This window comes from Mycobacterium sp. (assembly GCF_050700595.1).
GTDB lineage: Bacteria > Actinomycetota > Actinomycetes > Mycobacteriales > Mycobacteriaceae > Mycobacterium.
Genome location: NZ_JBOHHI010000217.1, coordinates 1 through 15,238, shown reverse-complemented (window position 1 = coordinate 15,238; position 15,238 = coordinate 1). Strand labels below are relative to the sequence as shown.

The following is a 15,238-nucleotide window of genomic DNA, read 5'->3' as shown; positions in this document are numbered from 1 at the left end:
GACGTTGGGCACGTACAACACCGACAACAGCGCGAGACTGAACTGGCCGAACACCGAATCGGTGATTGCGAAAAGCTGGTGCATCGTCGCCCAATGCACCACCAGCGAACAGGCGGTGACCACACCGGACAGCCCCACCAGCGCCAACACCCCGGCCGTCGCGGCGCGCAGCGACTCGGCCAGCCAGGCCGGCAGCGGCGAGCCCGCCAGGGCGCGCCGGCCCGCCCGCGAACCCACCCCGATCACCGCACCGATACCGTGCACCACCAGCACGCTGACGAACGCGCGCAAGGCATTGGGCGTCTGCAGCTCGGTGATCACCGACGCGGCATCGTGGATGACCGCCAGCGCGATGGCGGCGATCAGCAGCGGCCCGCCCAGTGCCGAGGCCACCACCCACCGGATGACGAACCACGACCCCGTCGTGCGGGTGGCCTGCGCCGTGGTCCGCGCCGTGCCCCACACCATCAGCAGGACCGGCAACAGCGGCATCACCCCGAGTTCACGGCCGCCGATCGAAATCGGCACCTGGTGCACCCCCAGCCAGATGCTGGCGATGGCACCCAGGGCGCCGGTCATGTCGCTGTTGGCCAGCAGCAGTTGCAGCAGCGTCACCGCGGCGATGATGACCAGCGCCACCACCGCCGGCCCGAACGCCACCCGGAGTAAGTCGCGCGCCTGATACGCGCCGGTTGCGCGACTGTCGTGCACCTGCGTCACTCTTCGCGCACGTCACTCAGTGCGCGGCCGACTACGGCTGTCCAGGGCCCGCGGACGACGACTGCTGGCCTTGGCCGTGTCCCTGCTGGTCGCGCTCCTGGCCGCCGTGATTCCCCGAGTCGCCGCGATTGAAGACCTGGGTGGCCGAATCGGATCCGGCCGACGACGGTGGCGGACCGAAGCTGGGGAAGCCGGTCGGCGGGGTGGCTGCCCCCTGCTGCGGCCCGGACTGCGATTGCTGCGGCCCGGACTGCGAGCCGATCGTGCCGAAACCACCGGTCGAAGGCCCGCTCGACAGCCCAACCGTGGGGGACGACGAGTAGCCGCCGTATTGCGACCCATACCCGGACTGCTGGGGGCCATGCTGCTGATAGGGCGCCTGCTGCTGACCGTAGTAGCCGCCGGGCTGGCTGCCGTACTGCCCGTACTGGTTGTACTGGTTGTATTTGGGCCGCGGCGCAGGCGGAGTGATGACGCCCGCGTCCAGCAACTGCGCCCCGGCCGCGGCGAAGGCCTGCAGCACGACGCAGGCCAGCACCAGCCACACCTCCCAGCCGCCACCGGAGGCGTGGATCGTGCTTTCGATGGCCAGCAGCGCACCCAGCGCGGAGATCGCCGTGACCACCGGAACATAGTTTTTGGCCTTGGGCAGCAGACCGGTTGCCGCCAACAGCGCCGCCAGCAGGGCGGCAGCGACCGGGAAACCGCCGCCCTTGTGGGTCAGCTCGTCGCCCGACGACAGCGCGGTGGTAGTCGTCACGCCGAAACTGACGAAATAGGCCACCAGGCCGAGCACGATCACCGCACCGATCAGGTAGGGCTGGGGCTTGCCGGCGTTGTCGTTGGATTTGGCGAACGACGGAGTGGAGGCTCCGTAGGAGCCAGGCGACTGCGCGGACGGATATCCCGAACTGCCGGGCGAGTAGGTCATGACTTCTCCTGTGCTTCCAGTGTCGTTGCGGCGCCGCCATCGTGCGGCGCTGTACTCGCAGGCGCCGCTCCCCGCGACGCCACGTCGGACCGCTCCATGAACGCCCGGATGCCGCGGGGGCGTTGCGATGCGATTCGATCATCCACGCTAGCGCACCTTCGCGACCGGCGTCGCTGCGCGCGTGCCCGTCTGGGGGACCCCCGGCTTGCCCACGAGATTGGAACACGTTCTAATTCAGGGCATGGATTACGGGCTCGTGCTGTTCACCAGCGATCGCGGTATCACGCCGGCGGCGGCTGCCACTCTTGCCGACAACCACGGTTTCCACACATTCTACGTTCCCGAACACACCCATATCCCGGTCAAGCGTCAGGCCGCGCACCCGACGACGGGCGATGCCTCGCTGCCCGATGACCGCTACATGCGCACGCTGGACCCGTGGGTCAGTCTGGCGACGGCGTGCGCGGTGACATCACGGGTGCGGCTGTCAACCGCGGTGGCATTGCCGGTCGAGCACGACCCCATCACGCTGGCCAAATCAATTGCCACCCTCGACCATCTGTCCGGCGGGCGGGTGAGCCTGGGTGTGGGATTCGGTTGGAACACCGATGAACTCGCCGACCACGGCGTGCCAGCCGGGCGGCGCCGCACGATGCTGCGCGAATACATCGAGGCGATGCGGGCGCTGTGGACCGAGGAGGAAGCGGCCTACCAGGGCGAGTTCGTCAACTTCGGGCCGAGCTGGGCCTGGCCCAAGCCGGTCCAGGCACACATCCCGGTGTTGGTCGGCGCGGCCGGCACCGAGAAGAACTTCAAGTGGATCGCGCGCAGCGCCGACGGCTGGATCACCACCCCGCGCGACTTCGACATCGATGAGCCGGTGAAATTGTTGCAGGAAACCTGGGCGTACGCCGGGCGGGAGGGCGTGCCGCAGATCGTAGCGCTGGACTTCAAGCCGGTGCCCGAAAAGCTTTCGCACTGGGCCGAACTGGGTGTGACCGAGGTGCTGTTCGGCCTCCCCGACCGCTCCGAAGACGAAGTCGCCGCCTATGTGGAACGGCTGGCCGGCAAGCTCGCCGCCGCGGTGTGACGCGAGCCCTCTCGGCAAGGGCATCCCGTCACCGATTGCGCCAGCGGTCGAGGCGCTGGCCGAAGGCCGGAGCACGCAACAGCTCGGCTTGTGCGACTGCTTCGGCGCGGTGTCCTCCATGTCGGAGGAGCGCCTTCGTTCGAGCGATGGCGTCGCGGGATCGGGTCGCCAGTGTTGTTCCGAAGCTGATGGCGTCGTCGAGTGGTGTTTCGGTGACGCGCGTGACCAGGTGGCGTTCCTGTGCCTGCTGGGCGGCGAGCGGTCGGCCCGAGAGGCAGATCTCCAGTGCGACGTCGGGGCCGGCGAGACGTGGGAGGTTTTCGGTGAGCCCGTAGTCCGGGATGAGGTCCATCTCGATGAACGTGGCGATGAAGATCGACCGTGGCGAGGCGTAGCGGATGTCACATCCCAGGGCAATGCCCCAGCCGCCGCCGACCGCGGGTCCATCGATGGCGGCGATCACGGGAACGGGTGCATCGCGAATGACGTCAAGAACACGGAAGGCAGCGTCAAGCATGAGGCGGTCGGGCGGGCGATCACGCAGGAGGTCGAAATCGGCGCCCGAGCTGAAGGCGTCGCCGTCGCCGGTCAGCACGACCGCGCTGACCGCCGGGTCCTTCCCGGCATCCTCGATCACCGCGGGGAGCCCGAGGACGATCGCCTCGGTCAGGGAGTTCATCCGGCCCGGATGAGAGAGCGTCACGCGCACGACGCCGCGTGCGGGGCGGTCGATCAGGATCTGGTCTGCTTTGGCGGCGCTCATCGGTCTTGACTCGGCCAGTACTCGTCGCGCAGTTTGCGTTTGAAGATCTTGCCGCTGTCCTCGCGCGGGAGGTCGGTGCCGAACTTGACGAGCCGCGGGACCTTGAAGCCGGCGAGGCGGTCACGCAGCCAGGTCTTGATCGCGTCGGCGTCGGCGGTCCGGCCTTGCTGGAGTTCGATGACGGCGGCTACCGATTCGCCGTACTCGTCGTCGGGAATGCCGAACACGGCGCAGTCGGCGATGTCGGGGTGCAGATGCAACTCGGCCTCGATCTCGGCCGGGTAGATGTTGACACCGCCGGAGATGATCATGTCCGTGCTGCGGTCGCAGACGTACAGGAACCCGTCTTCGTCGAAGTAGCCAACGTCGCCGACGGTGACCAAGCCGTCGCGCTCAATGGCACGGCGCTTTTCGTCGCGGTTGTGGTAGGTGAAGTCGCCGGCGGCGCCGTTCCATATGTAGATTTCGCCGACGTCGCCCGGGCCGAGCAGCCGGCCGTCGTCACCGAGCACCCGGACCTCGGCACCGCCGAGCGGGCGGCCGACCGTGCCCGGGTGCGCCAGCCACTGGTTACTGTCGCAAGCGACGACGACGCCGGTCTCGGTGCCGCCGTAGTATTCATTGACTATCGGGCCGAACCAGTCGATACACGCGCGCTTGATCTCCGGCGGGCACGGCGCGGCGGCGTGAGTGATCGACCGCAGCGACGAGAGGTCGTAGGTGTTGCGCACCTTTTCCGGCAGGCGCAGCAGCCGAATCATCATGGTCGGCACCAGGTGCAGTGCATCGATGGCGTAGCGCTCGACGAGCCCCAGCAGCGCCTCCGGTTCGAACTTGGACTGGAAGACGACCAGCCCTCCGGTACGGCCGGCAAGTAGGGCAAACACGTTGGGCGCCGAGTGGTACATCGGACCGCATGCGACGGTGCGCATGCCAGGTGCCACACCGAGCCAGCCCATCTGTGCGGCGAGGTCCGGGTTGGTCATATCCAGCGGCGAGAACCGCTGAACTCCCTTGGGCCGGCCGGTCGTACCGGACGTGTAAATCATGCTCGGCGGCGCGTCGCGCGGCTCGTGCTCCCACGGTGGCGCAGCGCCGATCTCGGCGTCCCAGGACGGGCCGCCGGTGCCCCGTTCAATGCCGTAGGCGGCGGCGATCTCCGGGGGGGTGTCGACGACAAGCACCTCCGCGCCGCCGGGCACCCGGTCGAGCAGGTCGGCGTGGACGACGACCAGCTTGGCCTCCGAGTCCTCGAGGATGTAGGAGACCTCCGCGCCTCGGTAGTGCCAGTTGATCGGAACGGCGATGGCGCCGAGCGTGGCTGCGGCGTAGGAGGCCTCCACGAACGGAAAGTCGTTGCGCAGCATGATCGCGATCCGGTCGCCCTGGCCGACCCCGAACCGATCGAGAACGGTTGCCGCACACTGCACGCGCTCGGCGGTCTCCTCGGCGGAGCGATACCGGTCACCCGATATGAATCCCGTGACTGTCCGTGGATTGTCAATGAGCTGCACGGTTCACCCCTGCCGACGGCTTATACTTAACTAATGGGTAAAGTATACAACGGACCGATGCGCACGACCGAAAAGCGTCCGGCCGCGACCCGGCGGCGCAACCGGCCCAACCGGTATCCGGACGAGCTCCTGCTCGACGCGGCGGCCGAGGTCTTTCACGGCCACGGGTTCCACGACGCGTCGATGGTGGACATCGCCGCCCGAGCCGGCGTGACCAAGCCGACCCTCTATGCGCGGCTCGGCAGCAAGGACCTGCTCTACGACCGCGTCATGGAGCGGATCGCGCAGTCGCTGATCGACGCCATGATCGCCGGCTACGAGGGCGTCGAGACGGAAGAGATGGCCGAGGCGATAGCCCGGCCCACCCGCGCGTTCTTCGGCTGGGTGCGGGCGAATCCGGTCGGCTTTCACCTGCTGTTCGAGCGCGACCACGGCACCGTCGCGGGCGTCGATTACCGTGACCGCGCTTTGGGCACGCTCACCGAGCTCGTCGAATCCGGTAACACGCGCTACCTTCGCGAGCGCGGGCTGCGCAGGGGTCGCGCCACCGGTCTGGTCGCGGCGGCGTGCGTCGGCATCTGGGACCACGTCGCGCGCTGGGCCGCCGCGCACCACCTCCTCGACGACGTCGACCCGGTGGAAGTCTGCACCGCCTTGATCGCCAGCGGCCTTCAGGGCGTCAATCCGGAGATCGTCGCAACGCTTCGCGCCCGCCGCAGGGACTGAGGCCTCGCAATCACGTGCTCAGCGAAGAGTGCAGCGGTTGCCGTAGTCGAACGAGCGCACCGACACCGGCCGCCCGAGCGGATCCCCGTCGGTCAGCAGCGCGATCAGGTCGTCGTCCTCGGTGGTCGCCAGAAACCGGCTGTCGTCGGCGTCGAGCCGGCCGATGATGATCCCGGTCAGCCGACCGTCGTCGCGGCGGACCGTGTAGGTCTCGACGGTGCCGGGGCCGTCGGCCTGCTCGGTCACCGACTGGGTGGGTGTCTCGGCGATCTGGGCCTGCAACTGCGGGCTGCGATCCGGTTTCCATTGCACCGGCGTGGTGGAGTAGATCCCCACCGAGTACTTGCTCATGATACCGCCGTTGGCACCGACGAGGCCGAATTGTCCTGGGGCGCTTCTCATCCGAGCTACGGTCTCCGCCACGCCGTGCATCGAGTAGTTGTTGCCGGCGCCGCCGAAGAACGGCAGACCACCGGTCAGGGTCAGCCCACGCGGACCGTCCGGCGCGATTCCCGTGCCGTCGCAGATGTTGAACACCGGGACCGGGAAGCAGCTGTACAGGTCGAACGTGGCGATGTCGTCGATCCCGACGCCGGCGACCGCGAGCGCTTCGCGCACCGCTATCACCGCCGACGGGGCGTGCCCCAGATCGGGCCGATCCAGCAGGCTCTGCTCCTCCAGATCGGCGTGACCGTGCAAAAACACCCAGTTCTCTTCCGGCACACCCAGTTTGCGCGCGGCTTCTACCGACATCAGCAACGCGGCCGCGCCCTGGTTCACCTGGTCACGTGCGACCAGCAGCCTCGGGTACGGTTCGGAGATCATCCGGTTGCGTTCGGTGACCGCGATCAGTTCCTCGACGGTGCGCTCGACCGGCGCGGCGGCGAACGGATTGCCGGCGGCGACTGTAGTGAACGGCGCGAACAGCTCACCCATCGAACGCAGATAGTCGGCCGGACCGAGCCCCGTCCCGGCCCGTCGAGCGTTTTCCAGCAGACCGTATTGGGTGGGCGCATCGACCAGGCCGTGCACAACTGTGTAGCGCGAGATGAGTCCCTCCAAGCCGTGGCCGCGGTCTTCGAGCGCGCCGTCGACGGTCTCGGAGAAGTCCGGCCGGTTGTCGGACCCGGCGAAGTAGCGGGTGGTCGAGGTCGCATCCGAGCCGAAGATCAGCGCGGCTCCCGACCGCCCGGCCGCGATCGCACCGGCCAGCTCGTTGATCAGATGCTGCGGGCCTTGTCCTCCAACGATTTCCAGGATGGCGCGGGCGGGGTCGGCCTCGATGCGGTTGGCGACCGATCGCGGGTAGTTGGTCGATTTGCCCAATACCGCCGTTGCCGGCCCGGAGATCTCGAACTGGCGCACGCCCGCGACGGTGTCGATCGCGGCAGCCACCTTGGTGACGTCGGCGCCGCAGTCATCCAGCGCGGCGCGCGCGGCGGCGGCGGCCAGCTCGACAGCCGACATGCCCCGGTAGTAGGCGTCGTCGACGCGCTCGGCGGCTTGCCCGATCCCGACGACGACGGGCGTGTGCGGGTCGACAGTCACGAGCTCTGCAGAATCTTTCGTGCCAGCGCCGCAGTCGCCGACGGCGTCTTGCCGACCTGGACGCCGGCGGCCTCCAGCGCTTCTTTCTTGGCAGCCGCGGTGCCCGACGACCCGGACACGATCGCGCCTGCGTGACCCATCGTCTTGCCTTCCGGTGCGGTGAATCCGGCGACATAGCCGACCACCGGCTTGGAGACGTTGGCCTTGATGTAGTCCGCGGCGCGTTCTTCGGCGTCGCCACCGATCTCACCGATCATCACGATGACCTTGGTCTCGAGATCCTTCTCGAACGCCTCGATTGCGTCGATATGAGTCGTCCCGATGACAGGATCACCGCCGATGCCGATCGCGGTGGAGAATCCGAGGTCACGCAGCTCGTACATCATCTGGTAGGTCAGCGTGCCCGACTTTGACACCAGGCCGATCGGGCCGGAGCCGGTGATGTTGGCCGGGGTGATGCCGGCCAATGCCTGGTCCGGGCTGATAACGCCCGGACAGTTCGGCCCGATGATGCGGGTCTTCTGCCCCTTAGAGACGTTGTAGGCCCACGCATAGGCGGTGTCTTGCACCGGGATTCCCTCGGTGATGACCACCAGCAGCGGGATCGCGGCGTCGATCGCCTCGATGATGGCGTCCTTGGCGAACTTCGGCGGCACGAAGATGATCGACACGTTGGCGCCGGTCTTCTCCATCGCCTCCACGACGCTGCCGAACACCGGCAGTTTGACAATCCTGCCGCCCTTGTTCTCATGGGTGACGGTGGTGCCGGCCTTGCGCGCGTTCACCCCGCCGACGATCTGCGTACCCGCTTTCAGCATGCGGGCGGTGTGAACGGTGGCCTCGCTGCCGGTGATGCCCTGGACGATGACCTTGTTATCCGCGTTCAGAAATATAGACATGTCGGTCATGTTCCTTTCAGTCAGGCGCGCGCCAGCTCGGCGGCCTTGTCGGCGGCCTCATCCATGGAGGGCACCAGCGTGACGAGGGGGTGGTTCGCCTCCGCCAAGATGCGGCGGCCTTCCTCGACGTTGTTGCCATCGAGGCGCACGACCAGCGGCTTGGTGGCCGCGTCACCGAGCATCTTCAGCGCCGTGACGATACCCGTGGCCACCGCGTCGCAGGCGGTGATGCCGCCGAACACGTTGACGAACACGCTCTTGACCTGATCGTCGCCCAGCACCACGTCCAGTCCGGCGGCCATCACCTCCGCCGACGCGCCGCCGCCGATGTCGAGGAAGTTCGCCGGCTTCACACCGCCGTGCTTTTCTCCGGCATAGGCCACGACGTCGAGCGTCGACATCACCAGGCCGGCGCCGTTGCCGATGATGCCGACCTGCCCGTCCAGTTTGACGTAGTTGAGGTCGTGCTCCTTGGCCTTCAACTCCAGCGGGTCGGTGGCCTCGCGGTCCTCGAACTCGGCGTGACCGGGCTGGCGGAAGTCGGCATTGGCGTCCAGGGTGATCTTGGCGTCCAGCGCCAAGATCTGATTGTCGGGCGTGCGCACCAGCGGATTGACCTCGACCAGGGTGGCGTCTTCGGCGACGAACAGATCCCAGAGCTTGGCGATGGTCACCGCCGCGGCGTCGAGCACTTCGGCCGGCAGGTGGCCCTGCTCGGCGATGGACCGCGCCAACGGCAGGTCGACACCGCTGACGGCGTCGATCCGAACTTTGGCCAGCCGCTCCGGTTTGGTCGCGGCGACCTCCTCGATCTCCATACCGCCCTCCACCGAGCACATGGCCAGGTAGGTGCGATTGGCCCGGTCGAGCAGAAAGGAGATGTAGTACTCCTCGGCGATGTCGCTGGCCTCGGCGACCAGCAACTTCTTGACAATGTGGCCCTTGATATCCAGGCCGAGGATGTTGCCGGCGTGGGTGTAGGCGTCCGCTGGCGTGGCGGCGTATTTCACGCCGCCGGCCTTACCGCGTCCACCGGCCTTGACCTGCGCTTTGACCATGACGGGGCGGCCGATTTCCTGCGCGATCGCCTTGGCGCCGTCGGCGCTGTCGGTCACCCGTCCCGGCGTGCTGGGAACGTTGTGCTTGGCGAACAACTCCTTCGCCTGATACTCGAAAAGGTCCATGGGCTCACTGTCTGCTGTGTCGACCGGTGATCGCTATGTGGTGGCAAGGTTTTGCGAACCTCGCTCCCGGGGGAACTGTATCGACCCGGCTAGCCGGCTCCGTCGCTGCATCGGCTGTTGTGGTGCAGGTCACCGACAGCGACACCGTGATGCAGATCACATTCTCGGGGAGGATGGCTGGCTTAGCTTGCGGGGCCCGTACCTCAGTGGTTAACGTCTCAGGGTCCAGATAACGTTATGGTTACGACCCGAGGGACATTCAGGTTGGCCCAGCATCGTTCTGTCCGGTCTCCTGTTGCGCGTGGCGGTACCGCCCGCTTGCCGGGGAGATCTCACCGATCCGACGACCGCTGGCCAGACCTCGACCGCAACGAGGTCACCGACATCATCCCGTTCAATGAGTTCGGCAATCTCGATGACCTGGACTTTAGCGAGAACACCGCGTTCGATACCGAAGCCGAGGTGCTGCGAGCCCCCGAACTCGACGATCTGCACGAGACCGACGATCTGACTCCGCTGCGGCTGGCCGGTCCCAGCGAGTCCTCGCCCGATCCGCCCACCGAGCGGTGCACCGACCTGCAGCTGCCCGACTTGCACGAGCTTGCCAACGACGTGGATGTCGCCGAGTTCCCGCCGCGTCGCGGGCAACACCGAAAGCAGGCCAGCGGTGCGGTCAAGGGCCGCGTGTTGATCGGTGCCATGGCGGCCGGCGCCGCTGCCGCAGCGGTGCATTCCGCCACCCATCCGTCCGACACCGCCAAGGCCGCGACCGTGCTGGCTGCCGAGGCCTCGGCGCCCATCGGGGGTGCAATCACCACGTCGCCGCGCGGCATGCAGATGGTGACGGTGAAGCCCGCCGCCAATGTCACCGTGCACAACGCGGAGCTCGCCAGGGGCGTGGCGTTCGCCCAGGAGCGTGCCCAGCGTGAAGCCCGATTGCAGCAACCGCTGTATGTCATGCCGACCAGAGGCTTATTCACGTCGAATTTCGGGTACCGCTGGGGTGTGCTGCACGCCGGGATCGACATCGCGAACTCGATCGGCACTCCGATCGTTGCGGTGTCCGATGGGATCGTCATCGACGTCGGCCCGACCGCCGGGTACGGAATGTGGGTCAAGATTCGGCACGCCGACGGAGCGGTCACCCTCTACGGTCACGTCAACAGCACAACGGTCAGGGTCGGTGAGCACGTGATGGCAGGCGATAAGATTGCCACGATGGGTAACCGTGGCAATTCGACCGGCCCGCACCTGCATTTCGAGGTACTGCTCAATGGAAGTAACCGAGTGAACCCGGTGCCGTGGCTGGCCGCGCGGGGGCTCAGCCTGGGTAGCTTTGCCGGTTGACCGGTGACCGACCCGACCGATTCCCCGGCCAGCGATAACACGCCCGAAAAGACTCCAGGCGGCACCGAAGACAGCACAGGAAGGGCCACCGCGACGTCATCCCAGGACCAAGCCCCCCAAACCCACATCATCCGGCGCGCGCCGACCACGCCGCTGCCGGTGATCGCGGACGACGCCCACACCACGCACATTCCGCGGCAGCCGCCGCCGCGCAACCCCTACTCCGCGCAGCGGCCCGGCACCCCGGTCAACCATCGCGACGAACCGAGCAGCCGGACAGCGGTGGCCGCCTGCGCGGTCAGCATCGTCAGTGGGTGGGCCACCTCGGTGGTGGCCACCGACCTGATCGGGGGCTGGTGGAAATCGGATGGACTGTTCTGCGTGGCCGTCGCTTTCCTGGCCCTGGTGTTTGCGCTGGCCACGGTGTCCGGCGTGATCCTGCTCCTGCAGCGTCGCACCCTGGGCCGCTACCTCATCGTGGCCGGGGCCGTGGTCGCAGTGCTGACCTACCTCGGCGTGTTCGTCGCCGGTGCCCGGGTCGCCTGGATCGTGCACTTGCTGCCGTTGCTGCCGATCGCCAGCGCGGTGCTGGCACTGCACCCGCAGACGAAACGCTGGCTGCCGGACGACAGCTGACGCCAGTTAAAGCTTCGCCAGCGGGGCGTGGTTGTGCATCAACTTGACTCGTCCCGAGCTGCCGAAGTCGATCAGCGACATCGCCGACTCCCCGACGCCGGAGACTTCCTCGACCCGGCCCAAGCCGTACTTGTCGTGGGAAACCCGGTCGCCGGGTTGCAGCACCAGCAGCGGACGCTTGCCCGCCGACGCGCGGGCCGGTGAAGGGCGCGCGGGCCCGAACCGACCGGCGCCGCTCACCGGTGCGGACAACGACGGCGCGGGATCGCTGCGCCGCCAGTCGATCAGCTCGACAGGAATCTCCCGCAGGAACCGAGACTCGGGATTGAGTACCGGCTGTCCCCACGACGACCGGACCTTGGCTCTGCTCAGGTAGAGCCGCTGGCGTGCCCGGGTGATTCCGACATAGGCCAGCCGTCGTTCTTCCGAGAGCTCACCCGGGTCAGCCAATGCCCGCATGTGCGGGAACATCCCGTCCTCCCACCCGGTGACGAACACCACCGGGAACTCCAACCCCTTGGCGGTGTGCAACGTCATCAAGGTGACCAAACCAGCGCTGTGTTCCGGGATTTCGTCGCTGTCGGCGACCAGCGACACCCGTTCCAGAAACTCCGCCAGCACACCGGTGTCCGGTACGTCTTCGTCGTCGAGGATGTCGGCCGTCTCGTCGAACGCGGCAGCATTCGCCCGATCGGCGGCGAATTCGTGTGCGACACTGACGAGTTCGTTCAGGTTATCCAGCCGCGCCAAGTCCTGCGGATCATTGGAGGACTCCAACTCCGCCCGGTATCCGGTGCGGTCGAGCACCGCCTCGACCAGTTCACCGAGCTCGCCCTGCGACGAGTCGAGGCGACCGCGTAGCTCGCCGAGCATCTCGACGAAACCCGCAATCGCTTTCACCGAACGGGAATTCAGCATCGGTACTTTGCCGTCAGCAGCCGCATCCAGCGCGTCGGCGAAACTACTGCCGGTGTTCTCGGCGTAGACCGCCACGCAAGCTTCGGCGCGGTCCCCGATGCCGCGCCGCGGCGTGTTCAGGATGCGCCGCAGGCTGACCGCGTCCCCGGGATTGTCCAGCACCCGCAGGTAGGCGACCACGTCACGGATTTCCTTGCGCTCGTAAAACCGCACGCCGCCAACGACTTTGTACGGAATACCAGCCCGGATGAACACCTCCTCCAGCGACCGCGACGAGTTGTTGGTGCGATAGAAAACAGCCACATCGTTGAAAGTGATCTCGCCCTGCTGCACCAGCGCGTCGATTTCCTCGGCAACGAACCGTGCTTCGTCGTGCTCGTTGTCGGCGACGTAACCGATGATCAGCTCGCCCTCCCCGGCGTCGGTCCACAGCCGCTTCTCCCGACGCCCGGAGTTCCGCGAGATCACCGAGTTGGCCGCCGACAGGATGTTCTGCGTCGAGCGGTAGTTCTGTTCCAACAGGATTGTGGTCGCGTCGGGATAGTCGCGTTCGAAGTCTTCGATATTGCGGATGGTGGCGCCGCGGAACGCATAGATCGACTGGTCGGCGTCGCCGACCACGCACAGCTCGCCGGGCGCAACACCGTCCCCGGCGTCGCGGCCGACCAGTTCGCGCACCAGCACGTATTGCGCGTGGTTGGTGTCCTGGTATTCGTCGACCAGGACGTGCCGGAACCGCCGCCGGTAATGCTGGGCGATCTGGGGGAAGGTCTGCAACACCGCGACCGTCTCGCCGATCAGGTCATCGAAATCCAGCGCGTTAGCCGCCCGCAGCCGGTGCTGGTATTCCGAGTAGACGACCGCCACGGTGCGGGCCAGGTCGTCGGAGTCGTCCGACAGATCGGACGTCGCCTGCCCGGTGTCGATCAGCTCGTTCTTCAGGTTGGAGATGGCGTTGGCGAGCAGCCGCGGTGAGTAGCGCTTGATGTCGAGGCCCATGTCCTTACCGATCATCTGCAGCAGTCGCCGCGAATCGTCGGCGTCGTAGATCGAGAAGTTGGAGTTGAGTCCGGGGACCAGCGACGCCTGGTTGCGCAGGATCCGCACGCAGGTCGAATGGAAGGTCGACACCCACATAGACCGGGCCCGGGCCCCCACTAACCGCACGACGCGTTCGCGCATCTCGGCGGCCGCTTTGTTGGTGAACGTGATGGCCAGGATCTGACCCGGACCCACGTCACGTGCGGCCATCAGGTAGGCGACCCGTCGCGTCAGGACCGCGGTCTTGCCGGAGCCCGCACCCGCGACGATCAGCAGCGGCGAGCCCTCGTGCAGCACCGCCCGGCGCTGTTGCGGGTTGAGGCCGTCGAGAAGTTGGTCTGCATCGTCGCCGGCGGTCATGTCTGTCCAAACTTACCGCCGTTCGGCGACACCTTTGCGCGGGCACGGTCCTTAGTGGCACACTGAATCAGTGCTCTACCTGCAGCATCGATTTTTCTACGGGTACCGGTCGGCGGTGCCCGTGGTTTAGCTGCTTCCCAGAGCCCCGCGGTCCGCATCCGGATCCGGGGCTCGTCTGTTGTGTGAGGCCGGAACGCGGATGAGACCAGATCCCACCAACAGCGAGGACCCACTTATGAGTACAGAAGCTGAACAGCTCCCCGACATCGACCAGCTGCGCCACGAGATCGACCGGCTCGACGCCGAGATCCTGGCCGCGGTCAAACGTCGCACCGAGGTGTCCCAGGCCATCGGCAGGGCGCGGATGGCCGCCGGGGGCACCCGGCTGGTGCACAGCCGCGAGATGCAGGTGATCGAGCGCTACAGCGAGCTCGGCGCCGACGGCAAAGGCCTCGCGATGCTGTTGCTGCGCTTGGGTCGCGGCCGGCTCGGTCAGTGATCCGCACCGGCCCGGCCGGAATAACGTCAGCGCAGCGCAAGCTTGTAACCACCATGACCAGCTACACCTCGGACACCATCCTCGGCGACGTCATCACCACCGACCCGTCGCGCACCCGGATACTGGAGCGCTTCGGTATCGACTACTGCTGTGGTGGTCAACGGCCTATTGGCGAAGCGTGTACGCAGGCGCAGGTCGACGTCGGTGAGTTCCTCACCGCCTTGAATGCCGCGGAGCCCGGGCAACGGGCGGACTGGGCGGATCTCGACGATGCCGCGTTGATCGACCACATCCTCGACACCCATCACCGGTTTTTGTGGGATGAGTTTCCGCGGATGTCCGCACTGGTGGACAAGGTGGCCCGGGTCCACGGCCCCAACCACGAAGAGCTGGCCCGGGTGCGGGAGGCATTCGGCGAATTGCGGGCCAAAGTGGAGCCGCACCTGCGCACCGAGGAGACCGTGCTGTTCCCCGAGCTGCGCACGCGTGGCGGCGCGATCTCCGACCAGTTGCGGGCCGCGCTGCGGGAGAACATGGAACAGCACGACCGTGCCGGCGAACTACTCACCGAACTGCGTCAACTCACCAGTGGTTATGCGGTGCCCGCAGATGCCTGCGCGTCGTATACGGCGATGCTCGGTGGACTCCAGGAGATGGAATCCGACCTGCACATGCACGTGCACAAGGAGAACAACGTGTTGTTCCCGCGGGTGCTCGCCACCGCGTGAATCGGATTCTGGTCGCCGGGGGCACCGGGACGGTCGGGCGGGTCGTGACCCGGCGTCTCCTCGACGCCGGAGCAACCGTCCGAGTGCTGAGCCGCGGCGTGCGCCGACAAACCCGGATGGGCGATGCGGAACATGCCGTTGGCAATGTCAAGACCGGCGAAGGACTCGACGAGGCGATTTCCGGCGTCGACACCGTCGTGGTGTGCGTCGACCCGGTGCATCATCTGGTCGATGCAGCGCTCGCAGCCGGAAAACCGCATCTGGTCTACATCTCCATCGTCGGAATCGACCGGATACCGCTGGGCTATTACCAGCGCAAACTCGCCGACGAGCA

The 15,238-nt window shown here is 66.9% G+C and carries 16 protein-coding genes; 7 read left to right on the top strand and 9 right to left on the bottom strand.

The genetic code is table 11. The features are described 5' to 3' along the window. The 3 genes from ACRDTL_RS19875 to ACRDTL_RS19865 all read right to left on the bottom strand — a co-directional run. The coding region (locus ACRDTL_RS19875; RefSeq protein WP_431508409.1) for a cell division protein PerM at nucleotides 1-711 on the bottom strand (711 nt) is incomplete at its 3' end. 40 nt (nucleotides 712-751) lie between these two features. Next, entirely contained in the window at nucleotides 752-1,651 is a 900-nt protein-coding gene (locus ACRDTL_RS19870) for a DUF5336 domain-containing protein (protein ID WP_431508408.1), read from the bottom strand. Further along, nucleotides 1,648-1,797: a hypothetical protein gene (locus ACRDTL_RS19865; protein ID WP_431508407.1), complete on the bottom strand. Its 150-nt coding sequence runs from the start codon at nucleotides 1,795-1,797 to the stop codon at nucleotides 1,648-1,650. The genes ACRDTL_RS19870 and ACRDTL_RS19865 overlap by 4 nt, the downstream gene beginning before the upstream one ends. Nucleotides 1,798-1,892: 95 nt before the next feature. Between ACRDTL_RS19865 and ACRDTL_RS19860 the strand changes: the two genes are divergently transcribed. Next, nucleotides 1,893-2,741 carry an LLM class F420-dependent oxidoreductase gene (locus ACRDTL_RS19860; protein ID WP_431508406.1) on the top strand — a complete coding sequence of 283 codons (849 nt, stop codon included), beginning with the start codon at nucleotides 1,893-1,895 and terminating at the stop codon, nucleotides 2,739-2,741. 28 nt (nucleotides 2,742-2,769) lie between these two features. On the opposite strand, the gene ACRDTL_RS19855 is transcribed toward ACRDTL_RS19860, so the two are convergent. Together ACRDTL_RS19855 and ACRDTL_RS19850 are read right to left on the bottom strand one after the other, a co-directional pair. Continuing rightward, a complete protein-coding gene (locus ACRDTL_RS19855; protein ID WP_431508405.1) occupies nucleotides 2,770-3,504 on the bottom strand; it encodes an enoyl-CoA hydratase/isomerase family protein in 735 nt (244 codons plus the stop codon). Next, entirely contained in the window at nucleotides 3,501-5,018 is a 1,518-nt protein-coding gene (locus tag ACRDTL_RS19850; protein WP_431508404.1) for an AMP-binding protein, read from the bottom strand. Before ACRDTL_RS19850 ends, ACRDTL_RS19855 begins: the two co-directional genes overlap by 4 nt. A 33-nt stretch (nucleotides 5,019-5,051) precedes the next feature. Here ACRDTL_RS19850 and ACRDTL_RS19845 point away from each other — a divergent pair, with 33 nt between their 5' ends. Beyond that, nucleotides 5,052-5,744: a TetR/AcrR family transcriptional regulator gene (locus ACRDTL_RS19845; RefSeq protein ID WP_431508403.1), complete on the top strand. Its 693-nt coding sequence runs from the start codon at nucleotides 5,052-5,054 to the stop codon at nucleotides 5,742-5,744. An 18-nt stretch (nucleotides 5,745-5,762) separates the two neighbouring features. On the opposite strand, the gene ACRDTL_RS19840 is transcribed toward ACRDTL_RS19845, so the two are convergent. Genes ACRDTL_RS19840 through sucC form a run of 3 tightly spaced genes read right to left on the bottom strand, consistent with a single transcriptional unit; the run spans nucleotide 5,763 to nucleotide 9,375 of the window. Then, nucleotides 5,763-7,292, bottom strand: coding sequence for an acetyl-CoA acetyltransferase (locus tag ACRDTL_RS19840; protein WP_431508402.1), 1,530 nt, complete (start codon nucleotides 7,290-7,292; stop codon nucleotides 5,763-5,765). Continuing rightward, nucleotides 7,289-8,191 carry a succinate--CoA ligase subunit alpha gene (sucD, locus tag ACRDTL_RS19835; protein ID WP_431508401.1) on the bottom strand — a complete coding sequence of 301 codons (903 nt, stop codon included), beginning with the start codon at nucleotides 8,189-8,191 and terminating at the stop codon, nucleotides 7,289-7,291. Before sucD ends, ACRDTL_RS19840 begins: the two co-directional genes overlap by 4 nt. Nucleotides 8,192-8,211: 20 nt before the next feature. Continuing rightward, a complete protein-coding gene (gene sucC, locus ACRDTL_RS19830; RefSeq protein ID WP_431508400.1) occupies nucleotides 8,212-9,375 on the bottom strand; it encodes an ADP-forming succinate--CoA ligase subunit beta in 1,164 nt (387 codons plus the stop codon). 264 nt (nucleotides 9,376-9,639) lie between these two features. On the opposite strand from sucC, the gene ACRDTL_RS19825 reads away from it, so the two are divergent. Both ACRDTL_RS19825 and ACRDTL_RS19820 read left to right on the top strand, forming a co-directional pair. Beyond that, on the top strand, nucleotides 9,640-10,722 hold the full coding sequence (locus ACRDTL_RS19825) for a M23 family metallopeptidase (protein ID WP_431508399.1): 1,083 nt from the start codon (nucleotides 9,640-9,642) through the stop codon (nucleotides 10,720-10,722). A gap of 3 nt (nucleotides 10,723-10,725) precedes the next feature. After that, the gene (locus ACRDTL_RS19820) at nucleotides 10,726-11,358 is read left to right on the top strand and encodes a hypothetical protein (protein WP_431508398.1); all 633 of its coding nucleotides are present in this window, start codon (nucleotides 10,726-10,728) and stop codon (nucleotides 11,356-11,358) included. Nucleotides 11,359-11,364: 6 nt separating this feature from the next. On the opposite strand, the gene pcrA is transcribed toward ACRDTL_RS19820, so the two are convergent. Beyond that, nucleotides 11,365-13,677 (bottom strand): DNA helicase PcrA, encoded by a 2,313-nt coding sequence (gene pcrA, locus ACRDTL_RS19815; RefSeq protein ID WP_431508397.1) that lies wholly within the window; start codon nucleotides 13,675-13,677, stop codon nucleotides 11,365-11,367. 199 nt (nucleotides 13,678-13,876) lie between these two features. On the opposite strand from pcrA, the gene ACRDTL_RS19810 reads away from it, so the two are divergent. From ACRDTL_RS19810 to ACRDTL_RS19800, 3 genes are all read left to right on the top strand, one after another. Beyond that, nucleotides 13,877-14,176, top strand: coding sequence for a chorismate mutase (locus ACRDTL_RS19810; protein WP_431508396.1), 300 nt, complete (start codon nucleotides 13,877-13,879; stop codon nucleotides 14,174-14,176). A gap of 53 nt (nucleotides 14,177-14,229) precedes the next feature. Further along, complete coding sequence (gene ric / locus ACRDTL_RS19805; RefSeq protein ID WP_431508395.1) at nucleotides 14,230-14,904, top strand: iron-sulfur cluster repair di-iron protein; 675 nt, start codon at nucleotides 14,230-14,232, stop codon at nucleotides 14,902-14,904. Continuing rightward, nucleotides 14,901-15,238: SDR family oxidoreductase (locus tag ACRDTL_RS19800; RefSeq protein ID WP_431508394.1), on the top strand; the 338-nt coding region annotated here is incomplete at its 3' end. The genes ric and ACRDTL_RS19800, both read left to right, overlap by 4 nt.

Bases quoted from the DNA above. Each gene is read 5' to 3' on its own strand.
- sucD (WP_431508401.1), bottom strand. From the start codon at position 8,191: ATGTCTATATTTCTGAACGCGGATAACAAGGTCATCGTCCAGGGCATC.
- ACRDTL_RS19810 (WP_431508396.1), top strand. From the start codon at position 13,877: ATGAGACCAGATCCCACCAACAGCGAGGACCCACTTATGAGTACAGAA.
- ACRDTL_RS19870 (WP_431508408.1), bottom strand. From the start codon at position 1,651: ATGACCTACTCGCCCGGCAGTTCGGGATATCCGTCCGCGCAGTCGCCT.
- ACRDTL_RS19845 (WP_431508403.1), top strand. From the start codon at position 5,052: ATGGGTAAAGTATACAACGGACCGATGCGCACGACCGAAAAGCGTCCG.
- sucC (WP_431508400.1), bottom strand. From the start codon at position 9,375: ATGGACCTTTTCGAGTATCAGGCGAAGGAGTTGTTCGCCAAGCACAAC.
- ACRDTL_RS19855 (WP_431508405.1), bottom strand. From the start codon at position 3,504: ATGAGCGCCGCCAAAGCAGACCAGATCCTGATCGACCGCCCCGCACGC.
- pcrA (WP_431508397.1), bottom strand. From the start codon at position 13,677: ATGACCGCCGGCGACGATGCAGACCAACTTCTCGACGGCCTCAACCCG.
- ACRDTL_RS19860 (WP_431508406.1), top strand. From the start codon at position 1,893: ATGGATTACGGGCTCGTGCTGTTCACCAGCGATCGCGGTATCACGCCG.
- ric (WP_431508395.1), top strand. From the start codon at position 14,230: ATGACCAGCTACACCTCGGACACCATCCTCGGCGACGTCATCACCACC.